Genomic DNA, 18,707 nt, shown 5'->3' on the forward strand with positions numbered 1-18,707 from the left:
CAAACGATGAAACTCACCCTCGCCCTCCCCTCGCTCAATTTGGATGGAGACGAAATCCGAATACCTCTATGCCTGCACGCCTTCAACAAAATCCTGCAATACGGCTCGCTGCACCGCCAAAGCTGCACGGCTTCGGCATTTTACGCGCGTTATTTGTGGTGCGGCAGACTGGTGGAACGCGCGGCGCAAAGCCTGAATATGCCGTCTGAAACCGTCGCGCTCGCCACGCCCGTCTGGCAAAAGATGGGGATGCATCAGGCAAATGTCCTGACGGCGGAATATTTGGATGTCGGTACGGATGAAGCGGAACGGCTCTGCCGCGATTTGTCTGAATTTTACGCCGATATTCCCTGGCATTTCACGCCCGTCCTGCCCGAATTATGGCTGGTTTCCCTTCCCCACGCGTACCGCTGGGACGCGAAGCCCGTTTTGGACTTGGGCGGATTGTTGGGCGCGGACGATCAGCCGGACGGGGAAGACGCGTTGGAATGGCTGCGCGTCCAAACCGAAATCCAAATGTGGCTGGCGGCGCACCCCGTCAACCATAACCGCAAAAAACGCGGGCTGCCCGAATTGAACGGGCTGTGGCTTTGGGACAGTCTGCACGGAAGCAGTCAAGGCGGCACGCTTTTCGCCGATACGGTTTGGAGCCGTTTCCACCCGAACCGCCACGCACTGCCCGACAGCTTCCGAGCTTATGCGGAAACGGCGGCGCACCTGCCCGATACGCACCATATCCTGTTTATGGACGATTTGCGCCTGACCGCCCTGACAGGGGACAGGGAGCGGTATGCGGCAATATTGCAGCAGTGGGAAGAACGCTGGTTCGCACCGATCTACGAAGCCGTCCGCGCCGGCAAAATCAAGCGGCTGGACATCGCCACGGACGGACAACACGGCGGTACGCTGACCTTCAAACCCGCCGACAGGTGGAAGTTTTGGCGCGGCGCGAAAACCTTTGACGGAATCTGGTGAACCCGCCTGCCGCAACCGCGACAATGCCGTCTGAAGCCCGAATCGGGTTTCAGACGGCATTTCCGTATCCGTTCAGACCTGACGTGCCGACCAACCATTCACACGCCGTTCCACCGCTTCGGCACTTAAACCCAAATCGTCCAAAAGTTTTTTCGGATCGCCGTGTCCGGTTACGGTATCGGCAACGCCCAAAAGCAAAACGGGTTTGCAGATGCCGTGTTTCGCCAACACTTCCAGCACCGCGCCGCCTGCGCCGCCCTGTTCGGCATTTTCTTCAAGGGTAACGATGCGGTCGTGGCTTCGGGCAAGGCGGACAATCAACTCTTCGTCTATCGGTTTGACGAAGCGCATATCGGCGACGGTGGCGTTCAGTTTTTCGGCAACCGCCAATGCGGGGGCGACCATACTGCCAAAGGCAATGAAAGCGGTTTTCTCACCTTCGCGGCGGATAATGCCCTTGCCGATTTCCACGGTTTCCATGCCGTCTGAAACCGGCGCGCCCGTACCCGTTCCGCGCGGATAGCGGACGGCGGACGGTGAATTTGCCTGATAGCAGGTCGAAAGCAGCAGGCGGCATTCGTTTTCATCGCTCGGTGCGGCAACAATCATGTTCGGCACGCAGCGCAAGAAGCTCAAATCGTACAAACCGGCATGGGTCGGGCCGTCCGCGCCGACGATGCCAGCGCGGTCGACGGCAAACAAAACGGGCAGGTTTTGCAGGGCGATGTCGTGCACCAGTTGGTCGTAGGCGCGTTGTAAAAAGGTGGAATAAATCGCCACGACGGGCTTCATCCCTTCGCAAGCCAAACCGCCGGCAAAGGTTACGGCGTGCTGCTCGGCGATGCCGACATCGAAATAACGGTCGGGGAATCGTTGTTCAAACTCCACCAGTCCGCTGCCCTCGCGCATGGCGGGGGTAATCGCAACCAGTCGGGAATCTGCCGCCGCCCGGTCGCACAGCCATTTGCCGAACACTTGGGTATAGGTCGGTTTGGCGGCGGGCTTGGGTTCTTTTTCAGACGGCATTTGCGCCGCGCCTTCTTTGGGCAGCTTGGCGACGGCGTGGTATTTGACGGGGTCGTTTTCGGCGAGTTTGTAGCCGTTGCCCTTTTTGGTGATGACGTGCAGCAGTTGAGGGCCTTTGCGGCTGCGCAAGTCTTTCAATACGTCCACCAGATTTTCGACGTTATGTCCGTCCACGGGGCCGGTGTAGCGGAAGCCGAAGTTTTCAAACAGCGACAGCGACTGTTTGGCGTGTTCGGCTTCTTCGGCAAGGGTTTTGATTTTGTGTTCGACTTTTTGGGCAAGCTCCATCGCGCCGGGTATCTTGTCTAATACCTTGCCCGTTTGCGCTTTGACGGTACTCAACAGTCCGTGCATATCGCGCACGACGTTGCTGGCAAGGTATTTCGGCAGTGCGCCAACGTTGGGGGAAATCGACATTTCGTTGTCGTTGAGGACGACCAGCAGATCCACATCCATATCGCCCGCGCAATTTAAGGCTTCAAACGCCTGCCCCGCCGTCATCGCGCCGTCGCCGATAATGGCGACGCTGCGGCGGTTGCCGCCCAAGAGTTTGTCTGCCGCCGCCATACCCAACGCCGCGCCGATGGAAGTGGACGAATGCCCCACGCCGAACGCGTCGTATTCCGACTCGCAACGTTTCGGAAAACCCGCCAAACCGCCATATTGGCGCATGGTGTGCATCTGGTTTTTCCTGCCTGTCAGGATTTTGTGCGGATAGCTTTGGTGTCCGACATCCCACACCAGCTTGTCTTCGGGCGTGTCGTACACATAGTGCAGGGCGATGGTCAGTTCGACCGCGCCCAGATTGCTGGCGAAATGTCCGCCGGTCTGCCCGATAGATTCCAGCAGAAAGGCGCGCAGCTCGCCGGCAAGGCGCGGCAGCTGTTTTTTGTCCAGACGGCGCAAATCTTGCGGGCTGTCAATCAGGTCGAGTAGGGGGCTTGGGTTCATGGTGTGTCTTTTTTGTGTGTCGTCCGGGTGCAACGGTCAATTATATATCAAGAGCGTGCGGCTGACGGCTGATTTTGCCGTATGTCATTCGTCCTGCCGCTTGGCGCGCGGGTGGGCTTCGTCATACAGGCGGGCGATGTGGTCGAAATCGAGCTTGGTGTAAATCTGCGTGGTCGAAAGGCTGCTGTGCCCGAGCAGCTCCTGCACCGCCCTGATGTCGCGCGAAGCCTGCAACAGGTGTCCGGCGTAGCTGTGGCGCATCATATGCGGCGAAACGTGCCTGCCGTCGCCGTTTTGCGCCGCCCATTGCGCCAAACGTTTTTGGATTTGGCGTTGACTCAGGCGCGTGCCGTTCCTGCCGGTAAACAGGGCTTTGCCGTCCGATGCCGTCTGACGCAGCGGCAGATAGTTTTTCAGGGCTTCCACGCTTTTGCCGGTCAGCGGAACCTGACGCTGCTTGCGCCCTTTGCCGGTAACGTGTACCCACGCCTCGTCCAAATATACATCATCCGCATTCAGACCGTGTATCTCGCTCACACGCAAACCGCTGCCGTACATCAGCTCGAACAGGGCGTGATCGCGCACCGCCAGAGGGTCGCCGCCGTCCACGGGCAAATCCAGCATCCGGTTCAACCATTCCTGGGGCAGCGCCTTAGGGATGCGTTGCGGCTGCTTCGGCGGACTGATGCCGGCGGTCGGGTCGGCGCACATCAGCCCGCGTTTGACCAGCCAGGCGCAATACTGCCGCCAAGACGACAGCTTGCGCGCCAGCGTCCGCGCATTCAAACCGCGCTGCGACAAACGCCGCAACGCCGCCGTAAAATCGCGCCGCGACAAGTCCTGCGGCACGCCGCCTCCATCTTCAGACGGCATTTGTGCCAACAGCGCAAACAGTTCTTCCAAATCGCGCCGGTATGCAGCAACCGTGTGCTCCGACTTGCCCTCGCGCACGATGTTTTCCAAATAAGCGTCAAAATGCGCCGCAAACCCGTCCGGATTCATCCCCGCCCCCTGTCCGACCTCAAAAAACAGCGGGGATATTATCACAAACCGCGCCGCCCGCCTGCCCGCGCCGGCATAGCCGCCCATAGTTTTCCGCCGTAAAAAACATTATAATCCGCCTTATCTACCCCACTGTCCAAGGAGACAAAAATGGCACTCGTATCTATGCGCCAACTGCTCGACCATGCCGCCGAAAACAGCTACGGCCTGCCCGCGTTCAACGTCAACAACCTCGAACAAATGCGCGCCATTATGGAAGCCGCCGACCAAGTCGGCGCACCCGTCATTGTTCAAGCGTCCGCCGGCGCGCGCAAATACGCGGGTGCGCCGTTTTTACGCCACTTGATTTTGGCGGCTGTCGAAGAATTCCCGCACATCCCCGTCGTGATGCACCAAGACCACGGCGCATCGCCCGACGTGTGCCAACGCTCCATCCAACTGGGCTTCTCCTCCGTGATGATGGACGGCTCGCTGCTCGAAGACGGCAAAACCCCTTCTTCTTACGAATACAACGTCAACGCCACCCGTACCGTCGTCAATTTCTCCCACGCTTGCGGCGTGTCCGTTGAAGGCGAGATCGGCGTATTGGGCAACCTAGAAACCGGCGAAGCCGGCGAAGAAGACGGCGTGGGCGCGGCAGGCAAACTCTCCCACGACCAAATGCTCACAAGCGTTGAAGATGCCGTACGTTTCGTAAAAGATACCGGTGTTGACGCATTGGCGATTGCCGTCGGCACCAGCCACGGCGCATACAAATTCACCCGTCCGCCCACAGGCGACGTATTGCGTATCGACCGCATCAAAGAAATCCACCAAGCCCTGCCCAATACACACATCGTGATGCACGGCTCCAGCTCCGTTCCGCAAGAATGGCTGAAAGTCATCAACGAATACGGCGGCAATATCGGCGAAACCTACGGCGTGCCGGTTGAAGAAATCGTCGAAGGCATCAAACACGGCGTGCGCAAAGTCAACATTGATACCGACCTGCGCCTTGCTTCCACCGGCGCGGTACGCCGCTACCTTGCCGAAAACCCATCCGACTTCGATCCGCGCAAATACCTGAGCAAAACCATTGAAGCGATGAAGCAAATCTGCCTCGACCGTTATCTTGCGTTCGGTTGCGAAGGTCAGGCAGGCAAAATCAAACCGGTTTCCTTGGAAAAAATGGCAAGCCGTTATGCCAAGGGCGAATTGGACCAAATCGTCAAATAACCGTCCGGCTGGAAATCAGAAAGGGCGGCTTACCGCCCCTTATCCGAATCCTGTCAAACAAAAAAACCAAGCCGGCCGGCTTGGTTTTTTGTCGGGATAGGCAAGATTTAGAATGTATATCTTATGCCTCCGGAAATTTCTTGGGTTCTGACCCTGTTGCCTTCCAGCCTACCCCAATCGTCGTAATGGTACGCCAAATCCAACGCGGCATTTTTCGTAATCTCGTAGCTTACCCCCGCCGTCGCACCGACACCGAGGCGGGTAATGCCGATATGGTTTGTCGTTTGGGCGAAGGGAACGGTCTGACCTGCCTGAATGGTGGGAATACCGGGGAAAATGTTGTCGAGGATTTGCTTGGGTAACGGCACAGGACTGGTATTTTTGATATAACCGTCATCGCTGAAATCGATGCTGATATGGTTCACGCTCAAACGCGCGCCGACATAAGGTTTGACGGGAGATTGTGTTTCAAAATCGTAAATAGCGGAAATGCCGACAGACCGGCTTTTGACTTTGTTGTGGGCGTTATATTCCGTCTCGAAAAAAGGTTGTGACTTTGTTGAGGCGTGTGCATCTTTTTTGATGGCGCGGTAACGCGAATAATCCAAAGCCAAACGCCATTGCCCGAAATCGTAACCTGCCGAGAAACGGGGATGAACCGCCTGCTTTTTGTATTCGGCATTTGTGCCGCCGTTGGTCAGTTTTTCCCGGGCAAGCCCGATATCTGCCTGAACATAAAAACCTTTGCTTTGAGCGCCGTCGGCAGCCGAGGCTTCAGCAGACAAAAGGATCAGGAACGCAGGAACGCAGGAACGCAGGAACGCAGGAACGCAGGAACGCAGGAACGCAGGAACGCAGGAACGCAGGAACGCAGGAACGCAGGAACGCAGGAACGCGTTTTATTTTTCATGGTGTTTCTTTCACGGATTGATAATTTATTATTATAACAGAAATAATTGCTTACGAGGACAATATTGCGAACCGTCCCGGCGGGCGCGGGCGGAATCATTGCGGCGGTCGCAATCGGGCGGTTTGCACAAGGGGGCGGTGTTATAATGCCGTCCGAACCTTTCAGGACAACATTATGCAAGCCGATTTCAACCGCCCCGTCCTCGCCGTCGATACCGGAACTTCCTATTTGTCGCTCGCGCTGCGCGCCGACGGCGAAACCCGCCTGTTCCATCAAGAGGCCGGCAGCCGCCAATCCGAATGGATTTTGCCGCAAATCCGCACGCTGTTTCACGATGCGGGCATTACCGCCGCCGATTTGGGGGCGATTGTTTATGCGAAAGGCCCCGGCGCGTTTACCGGACTGCGTATCGGCATCGGTGTGGCTCAGGGTTTGGCAACGCCGTTCGATACCCCCTTAATCGGCGTACCCTCGCTCGATGCCGCCGCCTCGCTGCCGCCGCCGCAAAGCTGCATCCTTGCTGCTGCGGACGCGCGTATGGGCGAAGTGTTTTATGCGTGGTTCGACACGCTGAACCGCCGCCGTTTGAGCGATTATCAGGTCGGTAGGGCGGCAGACATCCGGCTGCCGGAGGGATGTGCCTTTTCAGACGGCATCGGCAATGCGTTCGCGCTGGAAAACCGTCCGCCCTTCTCAGGCAAACCCGATATGCCGACCGCCGCCGATTTCCTCAATCTGGCGGCGGAAGGCGGTTTTCCCGCCGTCGCTGCGGCACACGCCGAGCTGCTCTACGTCCGCAACAAAATCGCCCTGACCGCCAAAGAACAGGCGGAACGGAGGGCGCGTCCGTGAACATCCGCCGCGCCGTTTATGCCGATTGCGCGGCACTCGCCGCACTCGATGCCGTCTGCAACCCGTCCGCATGGACGCAACGCCAATTTGAGTCCGCGCTTGTTTCGCCGTCCGAACAGGTTTTCCTTGCGGAAAAAGACGGCGGGATTGCCGCCTTTATCGTTTGGCAGAACCTGCCCGACGAATCCGAGCTGCACCTGATTGCCACCGCGCCCGAATGCCGCCGCCGTGGCGTTGCGTCCGCCCTGCTCGAATATTGGTTCGCACATCTGCCCGAAGACACGCAACGCCTGCTGCTCGAAGTCCGCGCAGGCAACACCGCCGCACAGGCACTGTACGCAGCGCACGGCTTTACCGATGCGGGCAGGCGGAAAAACTATTACCGTACAGCCGACGGTAAAACCGAAGATGCCGTCTTGATGGAGAAAATATGTTAAGCGCGCGCTACCTCCACCTGCATGAAGCTTTGGGTTTGGGTCCGATGTGGTTGAAGCGGGGAGCCGCCGTCCTGCCGCCCAAAAACACACCCGCAACCCCGGCACAGGCACGTCCCCAAACCGTCCGCGCCGCCCCGATCCGCCCTTCCCAACCCCATAACGTTCAGGCGCGGCTCGAAACGATGAAAGCGTTGGAAACCGCCGCCGTACCTACGCGCAAACCCGTGCCTGAAACCGAAACGCCTCTGCCCGGCGTTTCAGACGGCATCGCCCCCGTTCCTGCTGCTTCGGGCATTACCAGACTCGCCGTCGTCAGCCTGTGTCCGCCGACCGAGGATGCGGTTTACGGGCAACTGTTCCACGGCAAAGCGGGCATCCTGCTCGACAATATACTCAAAGCCGTAGGACTGGATGCCGCTTATGTCCACAAAACCTGTTGGGTGAAAACCGCCGCCGTCGGCAACCCGATGCCGTCTGAACAGGCTATCGAGAATGCGCTGGGTCAAATCGCCAGGGAACTCGACGGCTGCCGCGCCCCGGCCGTCCTTTTCCTCGGGCAGGCTTTTGTCCAGCCTGAACGGCAGGCGATGATTGAAACTTTGTGCGGCAGCCGACCCTTCTTCATCATTGACCATCCCGCCCGGCTTTTACGCCAACCCGAACTTAAAGCCCGAAACTGGCAGGTGTTGAAACAGTTGAAACACGCCTTGCAGGCAGGCGGCAGTTGAAGCAGGCCGCACGGGGCGGTAGAATCACAACTGCATCGCAATACCTGACAGAAAGCAAAAAATGACCGATTTCCGCCAAGATTTCCTTAAATTCTCCCTCGCCCAAAACGTCTTAAAATTCGGCGAATTTACCACCAAGGCAGGACGGCGGTCGCCTTACTTCTTCAATGCCGGCCTCTTTAACGACGGCTTGTCCACGCTGCAACTGGCAAAATTTTACGCACAATCCATCATTGAAAGCGGCATCCGATTCGATATGCTGTTCGGCCCCGCCTACAAAGGCATTATTTTGGCGGCGGCAACCGCGATGATGCTGGCGGAAAAAGGCGTAAACGTCCCGTTTGCCTACAACCGCAAAGAAGCCAAAGACCACGGCGAAGGCGGCGTGTTGGTCGGCGCGCCGCTTAAAGGGCGCGTGCTGATTATCGACGATGTGATTTCCGCCGGCACATCCGTACGCGAATCAATCAAACTGATTGAAGCGGAGGGCGCAACCCCCGCCGGCGTCGCCATCGCGCTCGACCGTATGGAAAAAGGCACGGGTGAATTGTCCGCCGTTCAGGAAGTGGAAAAACAATACGGTCTGCCCGTCGCCCCCATCGCCAGCCTGAACGATTTGTTTATCCTGTTGCAAAACAACCCCGAATTCGGACAGTTCCTCGAACCCGTCCGAGCCTACCGCCGGCAGTACGGCGTAGAATAAAAACAAAGCATATGCCGTCTGAACCGCCTTACGCCTCAGACGGCATCAAACCTGACACACACGAGGAAATACCATGCCCGCCTGTTTCTGCCCCCACTGCAAAGCCCGCCTTTGGGTCAAAGAAACCCAGCTCAATGTCGCCCAAGGCTTCGTCGTCTGCCAAAAATGCGAAGGGCTGTTTAAAGCCAAAGACCATCTGGCAAGCACGAAAGAACCTATATTCAACGATTTGCCCGAGGCTGTTTCGGATGTCAAACTCGTTCACCGTATCGGCACGCACGCCATTGGCAAGAAACAGATTTCTCGCGATGAAATCGCCGGCATCCTCAACGGCGGTACAACCCTGCACGATACGCCGCCTGCGCCTGCCGCCGCCCCTGCTGCCGCACCACAGGTTTCCGTACCGCCCGCCGCGCCCGCCCGTCAGGATGGGTTCAACTGGACGATTGCAACCCTGTTTGCCCTTATCGTCCTCATTATGCAGCTTTCCTACCTCGTCATCCTATGAGCGCGCCCGACCTCTTTGTCGCCCACTTCCGCGAAGCCGCCCCCTATATCCGCCAAATGCGCGGCAAAACGCTGGTCGCCGGCATAGACGACCGCCTGCTCGAAGGCGATACCTTAAACAAGCTCGCCGCCGACATCGGGCTGTTGTCGCAACTGGGCATCAGGCTCGTCCTCATCCACGGCACGCGCCACTTCCTCGACCGCCACGCCGCCGCGCAAGGCCGCACGCCGCATTATTGCCGGGGCTTGCGCGTTACCGACGAAACCTCGCTCGAACAGGCGCAGCAGTTTGCCGGCACCGTCCACAGCCGTTTTGAAGCCGCATTGTGCGGCAGCGTTTCCGGGTTCGCGCGCGCGCCTTCCGTTCCGCTCGTATCGGGCAACTTCCTGACCGCCCGTCCGATAGGTGTGATTGACGGAACCGATATGGAATACGCGGGCGTTATCCGCAAAACCGACACCGCCGCCATCCGTTTCCAACTCGACGCGGGCAATATCGTCTGGCTGCCGCCGCTCGGACATTCCTACGGCGGCAAGACCTTCTATCTCGATATGCTTCAAACCGCCGCCTCCGTCGCTGTCTCGCTTCAGGCCGAAAAACTCGTTTACCTGACCCTTTCAGACGGCATTGCCCACCCCGACGGTACGCTCGCCGAAACCCTCTCGGCGCAGGAAGCGCAATCGCTGGCGGAACACGCCGACGGCGAAACGCGACGGCTGATTTCGTCCGCCGTTGCCGCGCTCGAAGGCGGCGTGCATCGCGTCCAAATCCTCAACGGCGCCGCCGACGGCAGCCTGCTGCAAGAACTCTTTACCCGCAACGGCATCGGCACGTCCGTCGCCCAAGAATCCTTTGTTTCCATCCGGCAGGCGCACAGCGGCGACATCCCGCACATCGCCGCCCTCGTCCGTCCTTTGGAAGAACAGGGCATCCTGCTGCACCGCAGCCGCGAATACCTCGAAAATCACATTTCCGAATTTTCCATCCTCGAACACGACGGCAACCTGTACGGCTGTGCCGCACTGAAAACCTTTGCCGAAGCCGATTGCGGCGAAATCGCCTGCCTTGCCGTCTCGCCGCAGGCACAGGACGGCGGCTACGGCGAACGCCTGCTTGCCCACATTATCGACAAGGCGCGCGGCATAGGCATCAGCAAGCTGTTCGCACTGTCCACCAATACCGGCGAATGGTTTGCCGAACGCGGCTTTCAGACGGCATCGGAAGCCGGGTTGCCCGAAGCGCGGCGCAAAAGCCGGCAGTCTGACGGGCGCAATTCCCAAATCTTCCTGATGAAGCTCTAATGCCTTGTTTTTATAGTGGATTAACAAAAATCAGTACGGCGTTGGCTCGCCTTAGCTCAAAGAGAACGATTCTCTAAGGTGCTGAAGCACCAAGTGAATCGGTTCCGTACTATTTGTACTGTCTGCGGCTCGCCGCCTTGTCCTGATTTTTGTTAATCCACTATAAAACTTTCTCGGCGCGCCTTTATGCGCCTCATTTCGCGGACCGGCGGTTTTTGCAAAGATTTCCCCCGATTCGTGCCTATTGTTTATCCCGAGGAGAACGGAACTGGAAACAATCGCAGGCGCGTCCGCCTTCAAACCCATACCGCCCTTCAGACGGCATTGCCGCCTGCTTTTTCAAACCGCCGTCCGTACCGGCCGCGCGGCAATCGTCCGCCTGAATTTCCGATATAATCCGCCTTCTATTGTTCAGACGGCATTCCGATGAAATCCTATCCCGACCCCTACCGCCATTTTGAAAACCTCGATTCCGCCGAAACGCAGGCGTTTGCCGCCGCAGCGCATTCCGAAACGCGCGCCCGTTTTTTAGAAAACGACAAAGCGCGCGTTCTTTCAGACGGCATTTTGGCGCAGATGCAGGACACGCGGCAGATTCCGTTTTGTCAGGAACACCGCGCGCGGATGTACCATTTCCATCAGGATGCGGAATATCCGAAGGGCGTGTACCGCGTATGTACCGCGGCGACGTACCGTTCCGGCTATCCTGAGTGGAAAATCCTGTTTTCGGTGGCGGATTTTGATGAGTTGCTTGGCGACGATGTATATTTGGGCGGCGTGTCGCACTTGGTGGAAAAGCCCAACCGCGCATTGTTAACGCTGAGCAAATCGGGCGGCGATACGGCGTACACGCTGGAAGTGGATTTGGAAGCAGGGGAGTTGGTAGAAGGCGGTTTTCACTTTCCGGCAGGCAAAAACCATGTGTCGTGGCGCGATGAAAACAGCGTGTGGGTGTGTCCGGCTTGGGACGAACGGCAGTTGACCGAATCGGGCTATCCGCGCGAGGTGTGGCTGGTGGAGCGCGGCAAAAGTTTCGAGGAAAGCCTGCCGGTGTACCAAATCGGCGAAGATGGGATGATGGTGAACGCGTGGCGTTATCTCGATCCGCAGGGTTCGCCGATTGATTTGATTGAAGCATCGGACGGTTTTTACACCAAAACCTATTTGCAGGTCTCAGCCGGAGGCGAAGCGAAACCGTTAAACCTGCCCAACGATTGCGACGTGGTCGGCTATCTGGCGGGACATCTTTTGCTGACGTTGCGTAAAGACTGGAACCGCGCGAACCAAAGCTATCCGAGCGGCGCGCTGGTAGCAGTAAAATTGAACCGCGGCGAATTGGGCGCGGCGCAGCTTTTGTTTGCGCCCGATGAAACGCAGGCATTGGAAAGCGTGGAAACGACCAAGCGTTTTGTTGTGGCGAGTCTGCTGGAAAACGTACAAGGTCGTCTGAAAGCGTGGCGTTTTACTGATGGCAAATGGCAGGAAGTCGAACTGCCGCGCCTGCCTTCGGGTGCGTTGGAAATGACCGACCAACCGTGGGGCGGCGACGTGGTTTACCTTGCCGCCAGCGATTTCACCACGCCGCTGACGCTGTTTGCGCTGGATTTGAACGTGATGGAACTGACCGTCATGCGCCGTCAGCCGCAGCAGTTTGATTCAGACGGCATCGAAGTGCGGCAGTTTTGGACGACTTCGGCCGACGGCGAGCGCATTCCTTATTTCCACGTCGGCAAAAACGCCGCCCCCGACACGCCGACTTTGGTTTATGCCTACGGCGGTTTCGGTATTCCCGAATTGCCGCATTATCTGGGCAGCATTGGCAAATATTGGCTGGAAGAGGGCAATGCCTTTGTATTGGCGAACATTCGCGGCGGCGGCGAGTTCGGCCCGCGCTGGCATCAGGCGGCGCAGGGAATCAGCAAACACAAAAGCGTCGATGATTTGCTTGCCGTCGTGCGCGATTTATCCGAACGCGGCATCAGTTCGCCCAAACACATCGGTTTGCAGGGCGGCAGCAACGGCGGTCTGATTACCGCCGCCGCCTTCGTGCGCGAACCGCAAAGCATCGGCGCGCTGGTGTGCGAAGTACCGCTGACCGATATGATCCGCTATCCGCTGCTCTCCGCAGGCTCAAGCTGGACGGACGAATACGGCAACCCGCAGAAATACGAAGTCTGCAAACGCCGGCTGGGCGAATTGTCGCCGTATCACAATCTTTCAGACGGCATCGATTATCCACCCGCGCTCATTACCACCAGCCTGTCCGACGACCGCGTCCATCCCGCCCACGCGCTCAAGTTCTACGCCAAACTGCGCGAAACCTCCGCGCAATCGTGGCTCTACGCTCCCGACGGCGGCGGACACACCGGCAACGGCACGCAACGCGAATCCGCCGACGAAATGGCGTGCGTCTTATTGTTCCTCAAAGAATTTTTGGCATCATAATCAAGACGGCATTCCGTACCGTATCCGATAAGGAATGCCGTCTGCAACCATCAGGCTCAATAACGCGGCAAAGATTTGTCCACCTCAACCGCCCACGCGTCGATACCGCCTTTTAAGTTATACAGATGATCAAACCCCGCGTCCGCCAGATACATCGCCGTATGCAGGCTGCGGATACCGTGGTGGCAATACACCACAAGCGGCACATCGTCCGGCAGCTCGTTTTGCCGCAACGGAATCAGATTCATCGGGATATGCAGCGCATTTGGCAGCGAACAAACCGCCGCTTCTTCATCCGTACGCACGTCCAACAAACAAAACATCCGCCCTTCGTCCATCCACGCCTTCAATTCCGCCGCCCCAAGTTGCACAATATCCATCGCAAAAACCCCGAAAAACCAAGCAAAATGCCGTCTGAAGCCCCAAATCCGCTTTCAGACGGCATCGCAATCCGAACATCAAAAATTAAAACTGTCGAAAGGATGGGCATCCTTGTCGGTCAAATTAGCTACCAAAGTATCGAACAGTGCCTTCTCTTCAAACGTATCGCCCCTGCGCGTCATCAAAAGCGCACGTTGAACAGGCCTGCGTCCGACGATAACCACCATACGCCCCCCGTCTTTCAACTGTTGTTTCAACACATCAGGCACAATATTGACCGCGCCGCCGACATAAACCGCATCAAACGGCGCGCCCGCGGAAGGTTCAGTTAATCCGTTGTTTTGCACATAATCGATATTGTCCAAACCCAAGCCGTCCAACACCGCTTTGGCGCGGTTTTGCTGTTCGGCATCGATGTCGTCCGAAACCACCCTGCCCGCCAATTTTGCCAAAAGCGCGGCCGCATAGCCCGAGCCCGTACCGATTTCCAAAACCGTATCGTTTTTCGTCAGCTTCAAACCCTGCGCCAACCGCGCCACGACTTTCGGCTCCAGCATCTTATGTCCGTTGGCAAGCGGCAGCTCCATATCCGCATACGCCAAACCCTGTAAAGGCTCATCCACGAAAAGCTCGCGCGGAATCTCATCCAAAGCGTCCAAAACATCAAAATCCAATACATCCCAAGGACGGATTTGCTGTTCGACCATATTGGACCGCGCTTTATCAAAATCCATTTAACGCTCCGTCAAATAATTGTTTGAACAATGGCAGGCATTATAAAACCACACTCCCGCCGCGCCAACTTCGGCACGCGCCGCCCGCCTGTTTTTCCAGTCTCAAGCCGCCCGACGCGAAGCCTCAAACCGCTTTTCCAAAATCTTCGCCAGTTCGCCCAAATACAAAGCATCCGTCTCATCAAACTGCGCCGGATGTTCGCTATCCACGTCCAACACGCCGATACAGAGGCCGTCTGAAAACAGCGGCACGACGATTTCCGAACGCGACAAAGACGAACAGGCAATATGGTCGGGATGCGCGTTGACATCCTTAACAACCACCGTCCCGCCCTTCGCCCAAGCCTGACCGCACACCCCGCGCCCGAACGGAATCCGCGTACACGCCAAAGGCCCCTGAAACGGTGCCAAAACCAATTCGTCCGAACGCGTATCGACCAAATAAAAACCCACCCAAAACCAGCCGAACGCCTCCTTCAAAACCGCCGCCGTGTTCGCCAAATTCGCCACCCAGTCCGTCTCGTCCGCCACCACAGACTCAATCTGCGGCAATACCTCCCGATAAAGCGCGGCCTTGTCCGAAGCCGAAAAATGAAGCGCGTGCATCACATCTCCTATATTTTCATACATATCAGGCAGCCATTATAAAACAGCCTGCCCGAAACAACATTCCAAACCGCCCCGGCCGGCCGCTTCAAGTTGCGAACCCGCCGCATATCCACTAAACTTCACGTTGCACCGCGCCACACGCGGCAGACAGAAAAAACACGACACGGAGCAAAAAAGATGTATCGCCAAATCGGAATGTGGGATCAAAAATGGGTCATCGGCAACTGGAAAATGAACGGCCGGCTCCAAAACAACAACGCACTGATGCACCGCTTCCGCATCCACCCCACCGCCGAACGCGTCCTCATCGGACTCGCCGCCCCGACCGTTTACCTGCTGCAACTGCACAACGCCATGCAAATCGTTTTAAACAACCGCATCCTCACCTGCGCCCAAGACGTGAGCCGCTTCCCCAATAACGGCGCATACACCGGCGAAGTGTCCGCCGAAATGCTCGCCGACATCGGAACAGACATCGTCCTCATCGGACACTCCGAACGCAGCCTCTATTTCGGTGAGAAAAACGAAATCCAACGCCGCAAAATGGAAAACGTCCTCAACGTCGGACTGATTCCATTATTGTGCGTCGGCGAAAGCCTCGAAGAGCGCGAAGCCGGCAAAGAACACGAAGTCATCGCCCACCAGCTTTCCATCCTGCAAGGGCTGGACACCAAAAACATCGCCGTCGCCTACGAACCCGTCTGGGCAATCGGCACCGGCAAAGTCGCCACCGTCGAACAGATTGCCGATATGCACGCATTCATCTACAAAGAAATCTTGTCTTTGTGCGGAAGCGATGTTAAAATCCGCGTCCTTTACGGCGGAAGTGTGAAGGCGGACAACGCGGCCGACATCTTCGCAGTACCTTATGTGGACGGCGCACTCGTCGGCGGCGCGTCATTGTCGTACGACTCCTTTACCGCCATCATCAGTGCCGCACAAAATGCGTAGAAAAATATGGAAGCCTTCAAAACCCTAATTTGGATTATTAATATTATTTCCGCTTTGGCCGTCATCGTGTTAGTATTGCTCCAACACGGTAAAGGCGCGGATGCCGGCGCGACTTTCGGATCGGGAAGCGGCAGCGCGCAAGGCGTATTCGGCTCGGCCGGCAACGCTAACTTCCTCAGCCGCTCGACCGCCGTTGCAGCAACATTTTTCTTTGCAACCTGCATGGCTATGGTGTATATTCACACCCACACAACAAAACACGGTTTGGACTTCAGCAACGTACAACAGACTCAGCAAGCACCAAAACCCGTAAGCAATACCGAACCTTCTGCCCCTGTTCCTCAGCAGCAGAAATAACAGTTTTTCAAATGCCGACATGGTGAAATTGGTAGACACGCTATCTTGAGGGGGTAGTGGCCGTAGGCTGTGCGAGTTCAAATCTCGCTGTCGGCACCAACATACAAAAACGCTTAGAAATTCTAAGCGTTTTTTTCGTTTAATCCTGCCTGATGCCATCAACCAATCCCCATCAATACAAGGTTTTCAGGCTGATTGTTATCCTGCCGTCCCCTTCCTGACGGTGCAATCCCGTCCAATCCGCCCTAATTGAACTAACCTGATTTTTTACGGCATCCGAAAATACCGCGAAAAATACGTGAAAATAAAGCTGAACGACCGCCAAATCAGGAATGCCAAGCGGAAAAGAGCTTGCGGGGAATACTGCCAAGACGTAGGGAACAGGGGAAAACCGTCCAAGATGCAGGGCGGTTTTTTTGGTTCTCGGAAAACCCCTATATAGAAATGCACTACCCTTACCCGTTACCGCCGTTACTGAAAGATATTATAAAAATAAGTATATAAAATAAAATAATAAAAAAATAAAAATCGGTAACGATTACGGTAACAAGTAGTAACGGATTGGTGGCGGGTTTTGTGTGTTTGCGTTTTTTTGCCGTCTTGGCGGCACGGGTGCATCGGGACAGAAAGCGGAAACGAGCTAAAAACGAAAATTTGAGCCATTGGCGGCTATTGATCAAAAAACAGGCAGATTAACCGCAGGTGTTTCAGACGGCATAAGCGGAGAAATTGCAGGACGCAAAAGGCAGCTTGCCGTCTTATCTGTCTTTGGTGTAATTCCAAGCATCACTAAATCAATAGCTACACAATGCGGATATTCAAAAACCAGTGAATAACGAAATTTGCCAAGAAGCACAAAATCAGTGATTCCTAGCTGCCGGAAGCGGTAAGGCGGGCGGATAACGGGCTGACAGATGCAGACCTTGGCGGCGGCGTGATTAAGCAGCGCATAGCAAGGCAAGGACAAGGCAGAAGCGGCGGCTATCGCAGCCTGATATTGTTCAAACAGGCAGATAGGGCATTTTTCGTTTATGCCTTTGCCAAGAACGATCGTGAAAACATTACAGATAAAGAACTGGCAGCCCTGAAGGATTTAGCGCGATATGCCGCCAAGTGCACCAAGCAGGAGCTTGAAGCCCTGATTATCAAAATGGATTTACAGGAGATTTGAAAATGGAACGGAAATATAAAAGCGAGCTAAGCGGCGTAATCCACGAAATGGCAACCGCATTGCACGACATCGGCGCAATCGACAAAAAGACTATGCGCGGCTTTGACAAGTCCTGCCTGACCGAAATCAAACCGTTGAGCGGCGGAGACATCAAGGCAATCAGGGAGAAGGAGGCACTATCGCAAGCCGCTTTCGCCATCTATCTCAACGTGGGAAAAAATCACGTTTCGGCTTGGGAGCGGGGCGTTAAAAAGCCGAGCGGCGCGGCGTTGAAGCTGCTGACCATCGTCAAAAACAAGGGTATCGAAGCCATTGCGTAGCCGACTTGGCAAACGGCAAAATCAGCAAGTTCACAATAGACGCGCTGCTGAATATGCCTGCCAAGACAGGCAAGACCGCCGAACCGAATATCAGGGCATAGCCGCACAAATGCCCGACCGCATCAAACCAAGCCGAAACGGCGGCGGTGCAGACGGCATAGCCCGACAGCAAGGCACGGCGCAGACGGGCGCGAAACCCGAAACATCCCCGACCGCGAGGCACGGGGATTTTTTGAGCCCGTTGCAGGGGGGATTGGATTTAAGCGGCGCGGGCTTGAAGGCAAAACGGGCGGGCGCAGAACTGTTTAAATGCCGTCTGAATCTCAAACGATTTCAGACGGCATTTTGAAACAACGGCTCAAATTCTCGATCCCCTTCCCTTAACGCCAACGTTTTTTATTAACGCGCCCCTTATTTCTGACACTTTGCTCATAAACCGGCATAACGGTCGGTAACAACCGTTTTAGATTTTCTATACGGGCATTGTTTGTCGGATGAGTAGAGGTAATAGCATAAATAAAGCCGTTTTGGTCATTTTCCTGATTCATTTTTTCCCAAACCCTGACAGCGGCCGCCGGATGATAGCCTGCCTGCGCCATCAACATCATTCCCCCCTCATCGGCTTCTTCTTCCAAGCTGCGGCTATAAGGCAAGGTAATGCCGTACGTCCCCAAAATATCCATACCCAATCCGACCAATTCCGGATTAGTGTCCGGTTTTTTGTCTAATATAATCTGAGTGCCTATCTGCGCCGCCATATTAGTCAAGATTTTCTGCCCGACCTTATTTTTACCGTGTTCATGCAGGGCGTGCGTCATTTCATGCCCCATAATGGCGGCAATTTCGCCATCGGTCAGCTTAAGTTTATCGACTATCCCCGTATAAAACGCCATTTTCCCGCCGGGCATTGCCCACGCGTTCAGCTCATCGTTTTTGAAAACCGTCATTTTCCAGTCAAACTTATGGCCGGTATTATTTGCCGCATCGGCATAAGGCAACATACGTCGAAATACTGCCTGCACCCTACGGGCTGTTTTGGATGTAGTATCGACATTGCCGGCAGACTTGTTCAACTCAACCGTTTTCATATAATCTTCGGCAGCCGCAGCATTCATTGTGGCGGAATCCTGA

Annotated in this window: 21 protein-coding genes and 1 tRNA gene; 15 read left to right on the forward strand and 7 right to left on the reverse strand. The window is 56.1% G+C overall.

What is annotated here, in order from left to right; all coding sequences use genetic code 11:
* The first annotated feature begins 6 nt into the window (after window positions 1-6).
* Complete coding sequence (locus tag ACNAU7_RS04935; protein ID WP_416301173.1) at window positions 7-975, forward strand: hypothetical protein; 969 nt, start codon at window positions 7-9, stop codon at window positions 973-975.
* Between the two features lie 72 nt (window positions 976-1,047).
* Here the strand turns inward: ACNAU7_RS04935 and dxs are convergent, their stop codons facing one another.
* Complete coding sequence (dxs, locus tag ACNAU7_RS04940) at window positions 1,048-2,952, reverse strand: 1-deoxy-D-xylulose-5-phosphate synthase (RefSeq protein ID WP_308075439.1); 1,905 nt, start codon at window positions 2,950-2,952, stop codon at window positions 1,048-1,050.
* Between the two features lie 84 nt (window positions 2,953-3,036).
* On the reverse strand, window positions 3,037-3,954 hold the full coding sequence (gene xerC, locus ACNAU7_RS04945) for a tyrosine recombinase XerC (protein WP_416301380.1): 918 nt from the start codon (window positions 3,952-3,954) through the stop codon (window positions 3,037-3,039).
* A 150-nt stretch (window positions 3,955-4,104) separates the two neighbouring features.
* On the opposite strand from xerC, the gene fba reads away from it, so the two are divergent.
* Window positions 4,105-5,169 (forward strand): class II fructose-bisphosphate aldolase, encoded by a 1,065-nt coding sequence (fba, locus tag ACNAU7_RS04950; RefSeq protein ID WP_003708283.1) that lies wholly within the window; start codon window positions 4,105-4,107, stop codon window positions 5,167-5,169.
* A gap of 107 nt (window positions 5,170-5,276) precedes the next feature.
* Here the strand turns inward: fba and ACNAU7_RS04955 are convergent, their stop codons facing one another.
* Complete coding sequence (locus tag ACNAU7_RS04955) at window positions 5,277-5,954, reverse strand: opacity family porin (protein WP_013449501.1); 678 nt, start codon at window positions 5,952-5,954, stop codon at window positions 5,277-5,279.
* A 299-nt stretch (window positions 5,955-6,253) separates the two neighbouring features.
* Between ACNAU7_RS04955 and tsaB the strand changes: the two genes are divergently transcribed.
* From tsaB to ACNAU7_RS04990, 7 genes are all read left to right on the forward strand, one after another.
* Window positions 6,254-6,931, forward strand: coding sequence for a tRNA (adenosine(37)-N6)-threonylcarbamoyltransferase complex dimerization subunit type 1 TsaB (gene tsaB / locus ACNAU7_RS04960; protein ID WP_118779262.1), 678 nt, complete (start codon window positions 6,254-6,256; stop codon window positions 6,929-6,931).
* Complete coding sequence (gene rimI / locus ACNAU7_RS04965) at window positions 6,928-7,368, forward strand: ribosomal protein S18-alanine N-acetyltransferase (RefSeq protein WP_050892651.1); 441 nt, start codon at window positions 6,928-6,930, stop codon at window positions 7,366-7,368. Before tsaB ends, rimI begins: the two co-directional genes overlap by 4 nt.
* Window positions 7,362-8,096 (forward strand): uracil-DNA glycosylase family protein, encoded by a 735-nt coding sequence (locus ACNAU7_RS04970; protein ID WP_416301177.1) that lies wholly within the window; start codon window positions 7,362-7,364, stop codon window positions 8,094-8,096. Before rimI ends, ACNAU7_RS04970 begins: the two co-directional genes overlap by 7 nt.
* Window positions 8,097-8,157: 61 nt before the next feature.
* The gene (pyrE, locus tag ACNAU7_RS04975; protein WP_002217982.1) at window positions 8,158-8,799 is read left to right on the forward strand and encodes an orotate phosphoribosyltransferase; all 642 of its coding nucleotides are present in this window, start codon (window positions 8,158-8,160) and stop codon (window positions 8,797-8,799) included.
* A gap of 73 nt (window positions 8,800-8,872) precedes the next feature.
* A complete protein-coding gene (locus tag ACNAU7_RS04980; protein WP_003712626.1) occupies window positions 8,873-9,307 on the forward strand; it encodes an MJ0042-type zinc finger domain-containing protein in 435 nt (144 codons plus the stop codon).
* Window positions 9,304-10,608 carry an amino-acid N-acetyltransferase gene (gene argA, locus ACNAU7_RS04985; protein ID WP_416301185.1) on the forward strand — a complete coding sequence of 435 codons (1,305 nt, stop codon included), beginning with the start codon at window positions 9,304-9,306 and terminating at the stop codon, window positions 10,606-10,608. Before ACNAU7_RS04980 ends, argA begins: the two co-directional genes overlap by 4 nt.
* Before the next feature lie 426 nt (window positions 10,609-11,034).
* Window positions 11,035-13,053 (forward strand): prolyl oligopeptidase family serine peptidase, encoded by a 2,019-nt coding sequence (locus ACNAU7_RS04990; protein ID WP_416301187.1) that lies wholly within the window; start codon window positions 11,035-11,037, stop codon window positions 13,051-13,053.
* Between the two features lie 56 nt (window positions 13,054-13,109).
* On the opposite strand, the gene ACNAU7_RS04995 is transcribed toward ACNAU7_RS04990, so the two are convergent.
* The 3 genes from ACNAU7_RS04995 to ACNAU7_RS05005 all read right to left on the reverse strand — a co-directional run bounded on the left by ACNAU7_RS04995 (window position 13,110) and on the right by ACNAU7_RS05005 (window position 14,774).
* Window positions 13,110-13,433, reverse strand: a complete 324-nt coding sequence (locus ACNAU7_RS04995; RefSeq protein WP_416301189.1) for a rhodanese-like domain-containing protein — start codon at window positions 13,431-13,433, stop codon at window positions 13,110-13,112.
* Between the two features lie 78 nt (window positions 13,434-13,511).
* A complete protein-coding gene (locus tag ACNAU7_RS05000; protein ID WP_416301191.1) occupies window positions 13,512-14,168 on the reverse strand; it encodes a protein-L-isoaspartate O-methyltransferase family protein in 657 nt (218 codons plus the stop codon).
* A gap of 102 nt (window positions 14,169-14,270) precedes the next feature.
* A complete protein-coding gene (locus ACNAU7_RS05005) occupies window positions 14,271-14,774 on the reverse strand; it encodes a GAF domain-containing protein (protein ID WP_416301193.1) in 504 nt (167 codons plus the stop codon).
* Between the two features lie 180 nt (window positions 14,775-14,954).
* On the opposite strand from ACNAU7_RS05005, the gene tpiA reads away from it, so the two are divergent.
* The 6 genes from tpiA to ACNAU7_RS05035 all read left to right on the forward strand — a co-directional run bounded on the left by tpiA (window position 14,955) and on the right by ACNAU7_RS05035 (window position 17,925).
* Entirely contained in the window at window positions 14,955-15,728 is a 774-nt protein-coding gene (gene tpiA / locus ACNAU7_RS05010) for a triose-phosphate isomerase (protein ID WP_003712638.1), read from the forward strand.
* Window positions 15,729-15,734: 6 nt separating this feature from the next.
* Window positions 15,735-16,085, forward strand: coding sequence for a preprotein translocase subunit SecG (gene secG / locus ACNAU7_RS05015; RefSeq protein ID WP_002239323.1), 351 nt, complete (start codon window positions 15,735-15,737; stop codon window positions 16,083-16,085).
* Between the two features lie 13 nt (window positions 16,086-16,098).
* A tRNA-Leu gene (locus ACNAU7_RS05020) sits at window positions 16,099-16,184 on the forward strand.
* A 775-nt stretch (window positions 16,185-16,959) separates the two neighbouring features.
* Window positions 16,960-17,256 carry a type II toxin-antitoxin system RelE/ParE family toxin gene (locus tag ACNAU7_RS05025; RefSeq protein WP_416301382.1) on the forward strand — a complete coding sequence of 99 codons (297 nt, stop codon included), beginning with the start codon at window positions 16,960-16,962 and terminating at the stop codon, window positions 17,254-17,256.
* A 2-nt stretch (window positions 17,257-17,258) separates the two neighbouring features.
* Window positions 17,259-17,576, forward strand: coding sequence for a helix-turn-helix domain-containing protein (locus tag ACNAU7_RS05030; protein ID WP_003751596.1), 318 nt, complete (start codon window positions 17,259-17,261; stop codon window positions 17,574-17,576).
* Complete coding sequence (locus ACNAU7_RS05035) at window positions 17,569-17,925, forward strand: hypothetical protein (protein WP_416301196.1); 357 nt, start codon at window positions 17,569-17,571, stop codon at window positions 17,923-17,925. The genes ACNAU7_RS05030 and ACNAU7_RS05035 overlap by 8 nt, the downstream gene beginning before the upstream one ends.
* A 31-nt stretch (window positions 17,926-17,956) precedes the next feature.
* On the opposite strand, the gene ACNAU7_RS05040 is transcribed toward ACNAU7_RS05035, so the two are convergent.
* Window positions 17,957-18,664, reverse strand: a complete 708-nt coding sequence (locus tag ACNAU7_RS05040) for a M48 family metallopeptidase (protein WP_416301198.1) — start codon at window positions 18,662-18,664, stop codon at window positions 17,957-17,959.
* Window positions 18,665-18,707 lie beyond the last annotated feature (43 nt).

The sequence above is a fragment of the Neisseria sp. LACPHL-SPEC-2024-00856 genome (genome assembly GCF_047915665.1).
Lineage (GTDB): Bacteria > Pseudomonadota > Gammaproteobacteria > Burkholderiales > Neisseriaceae > Neisseria > Neisseria polysaccharea.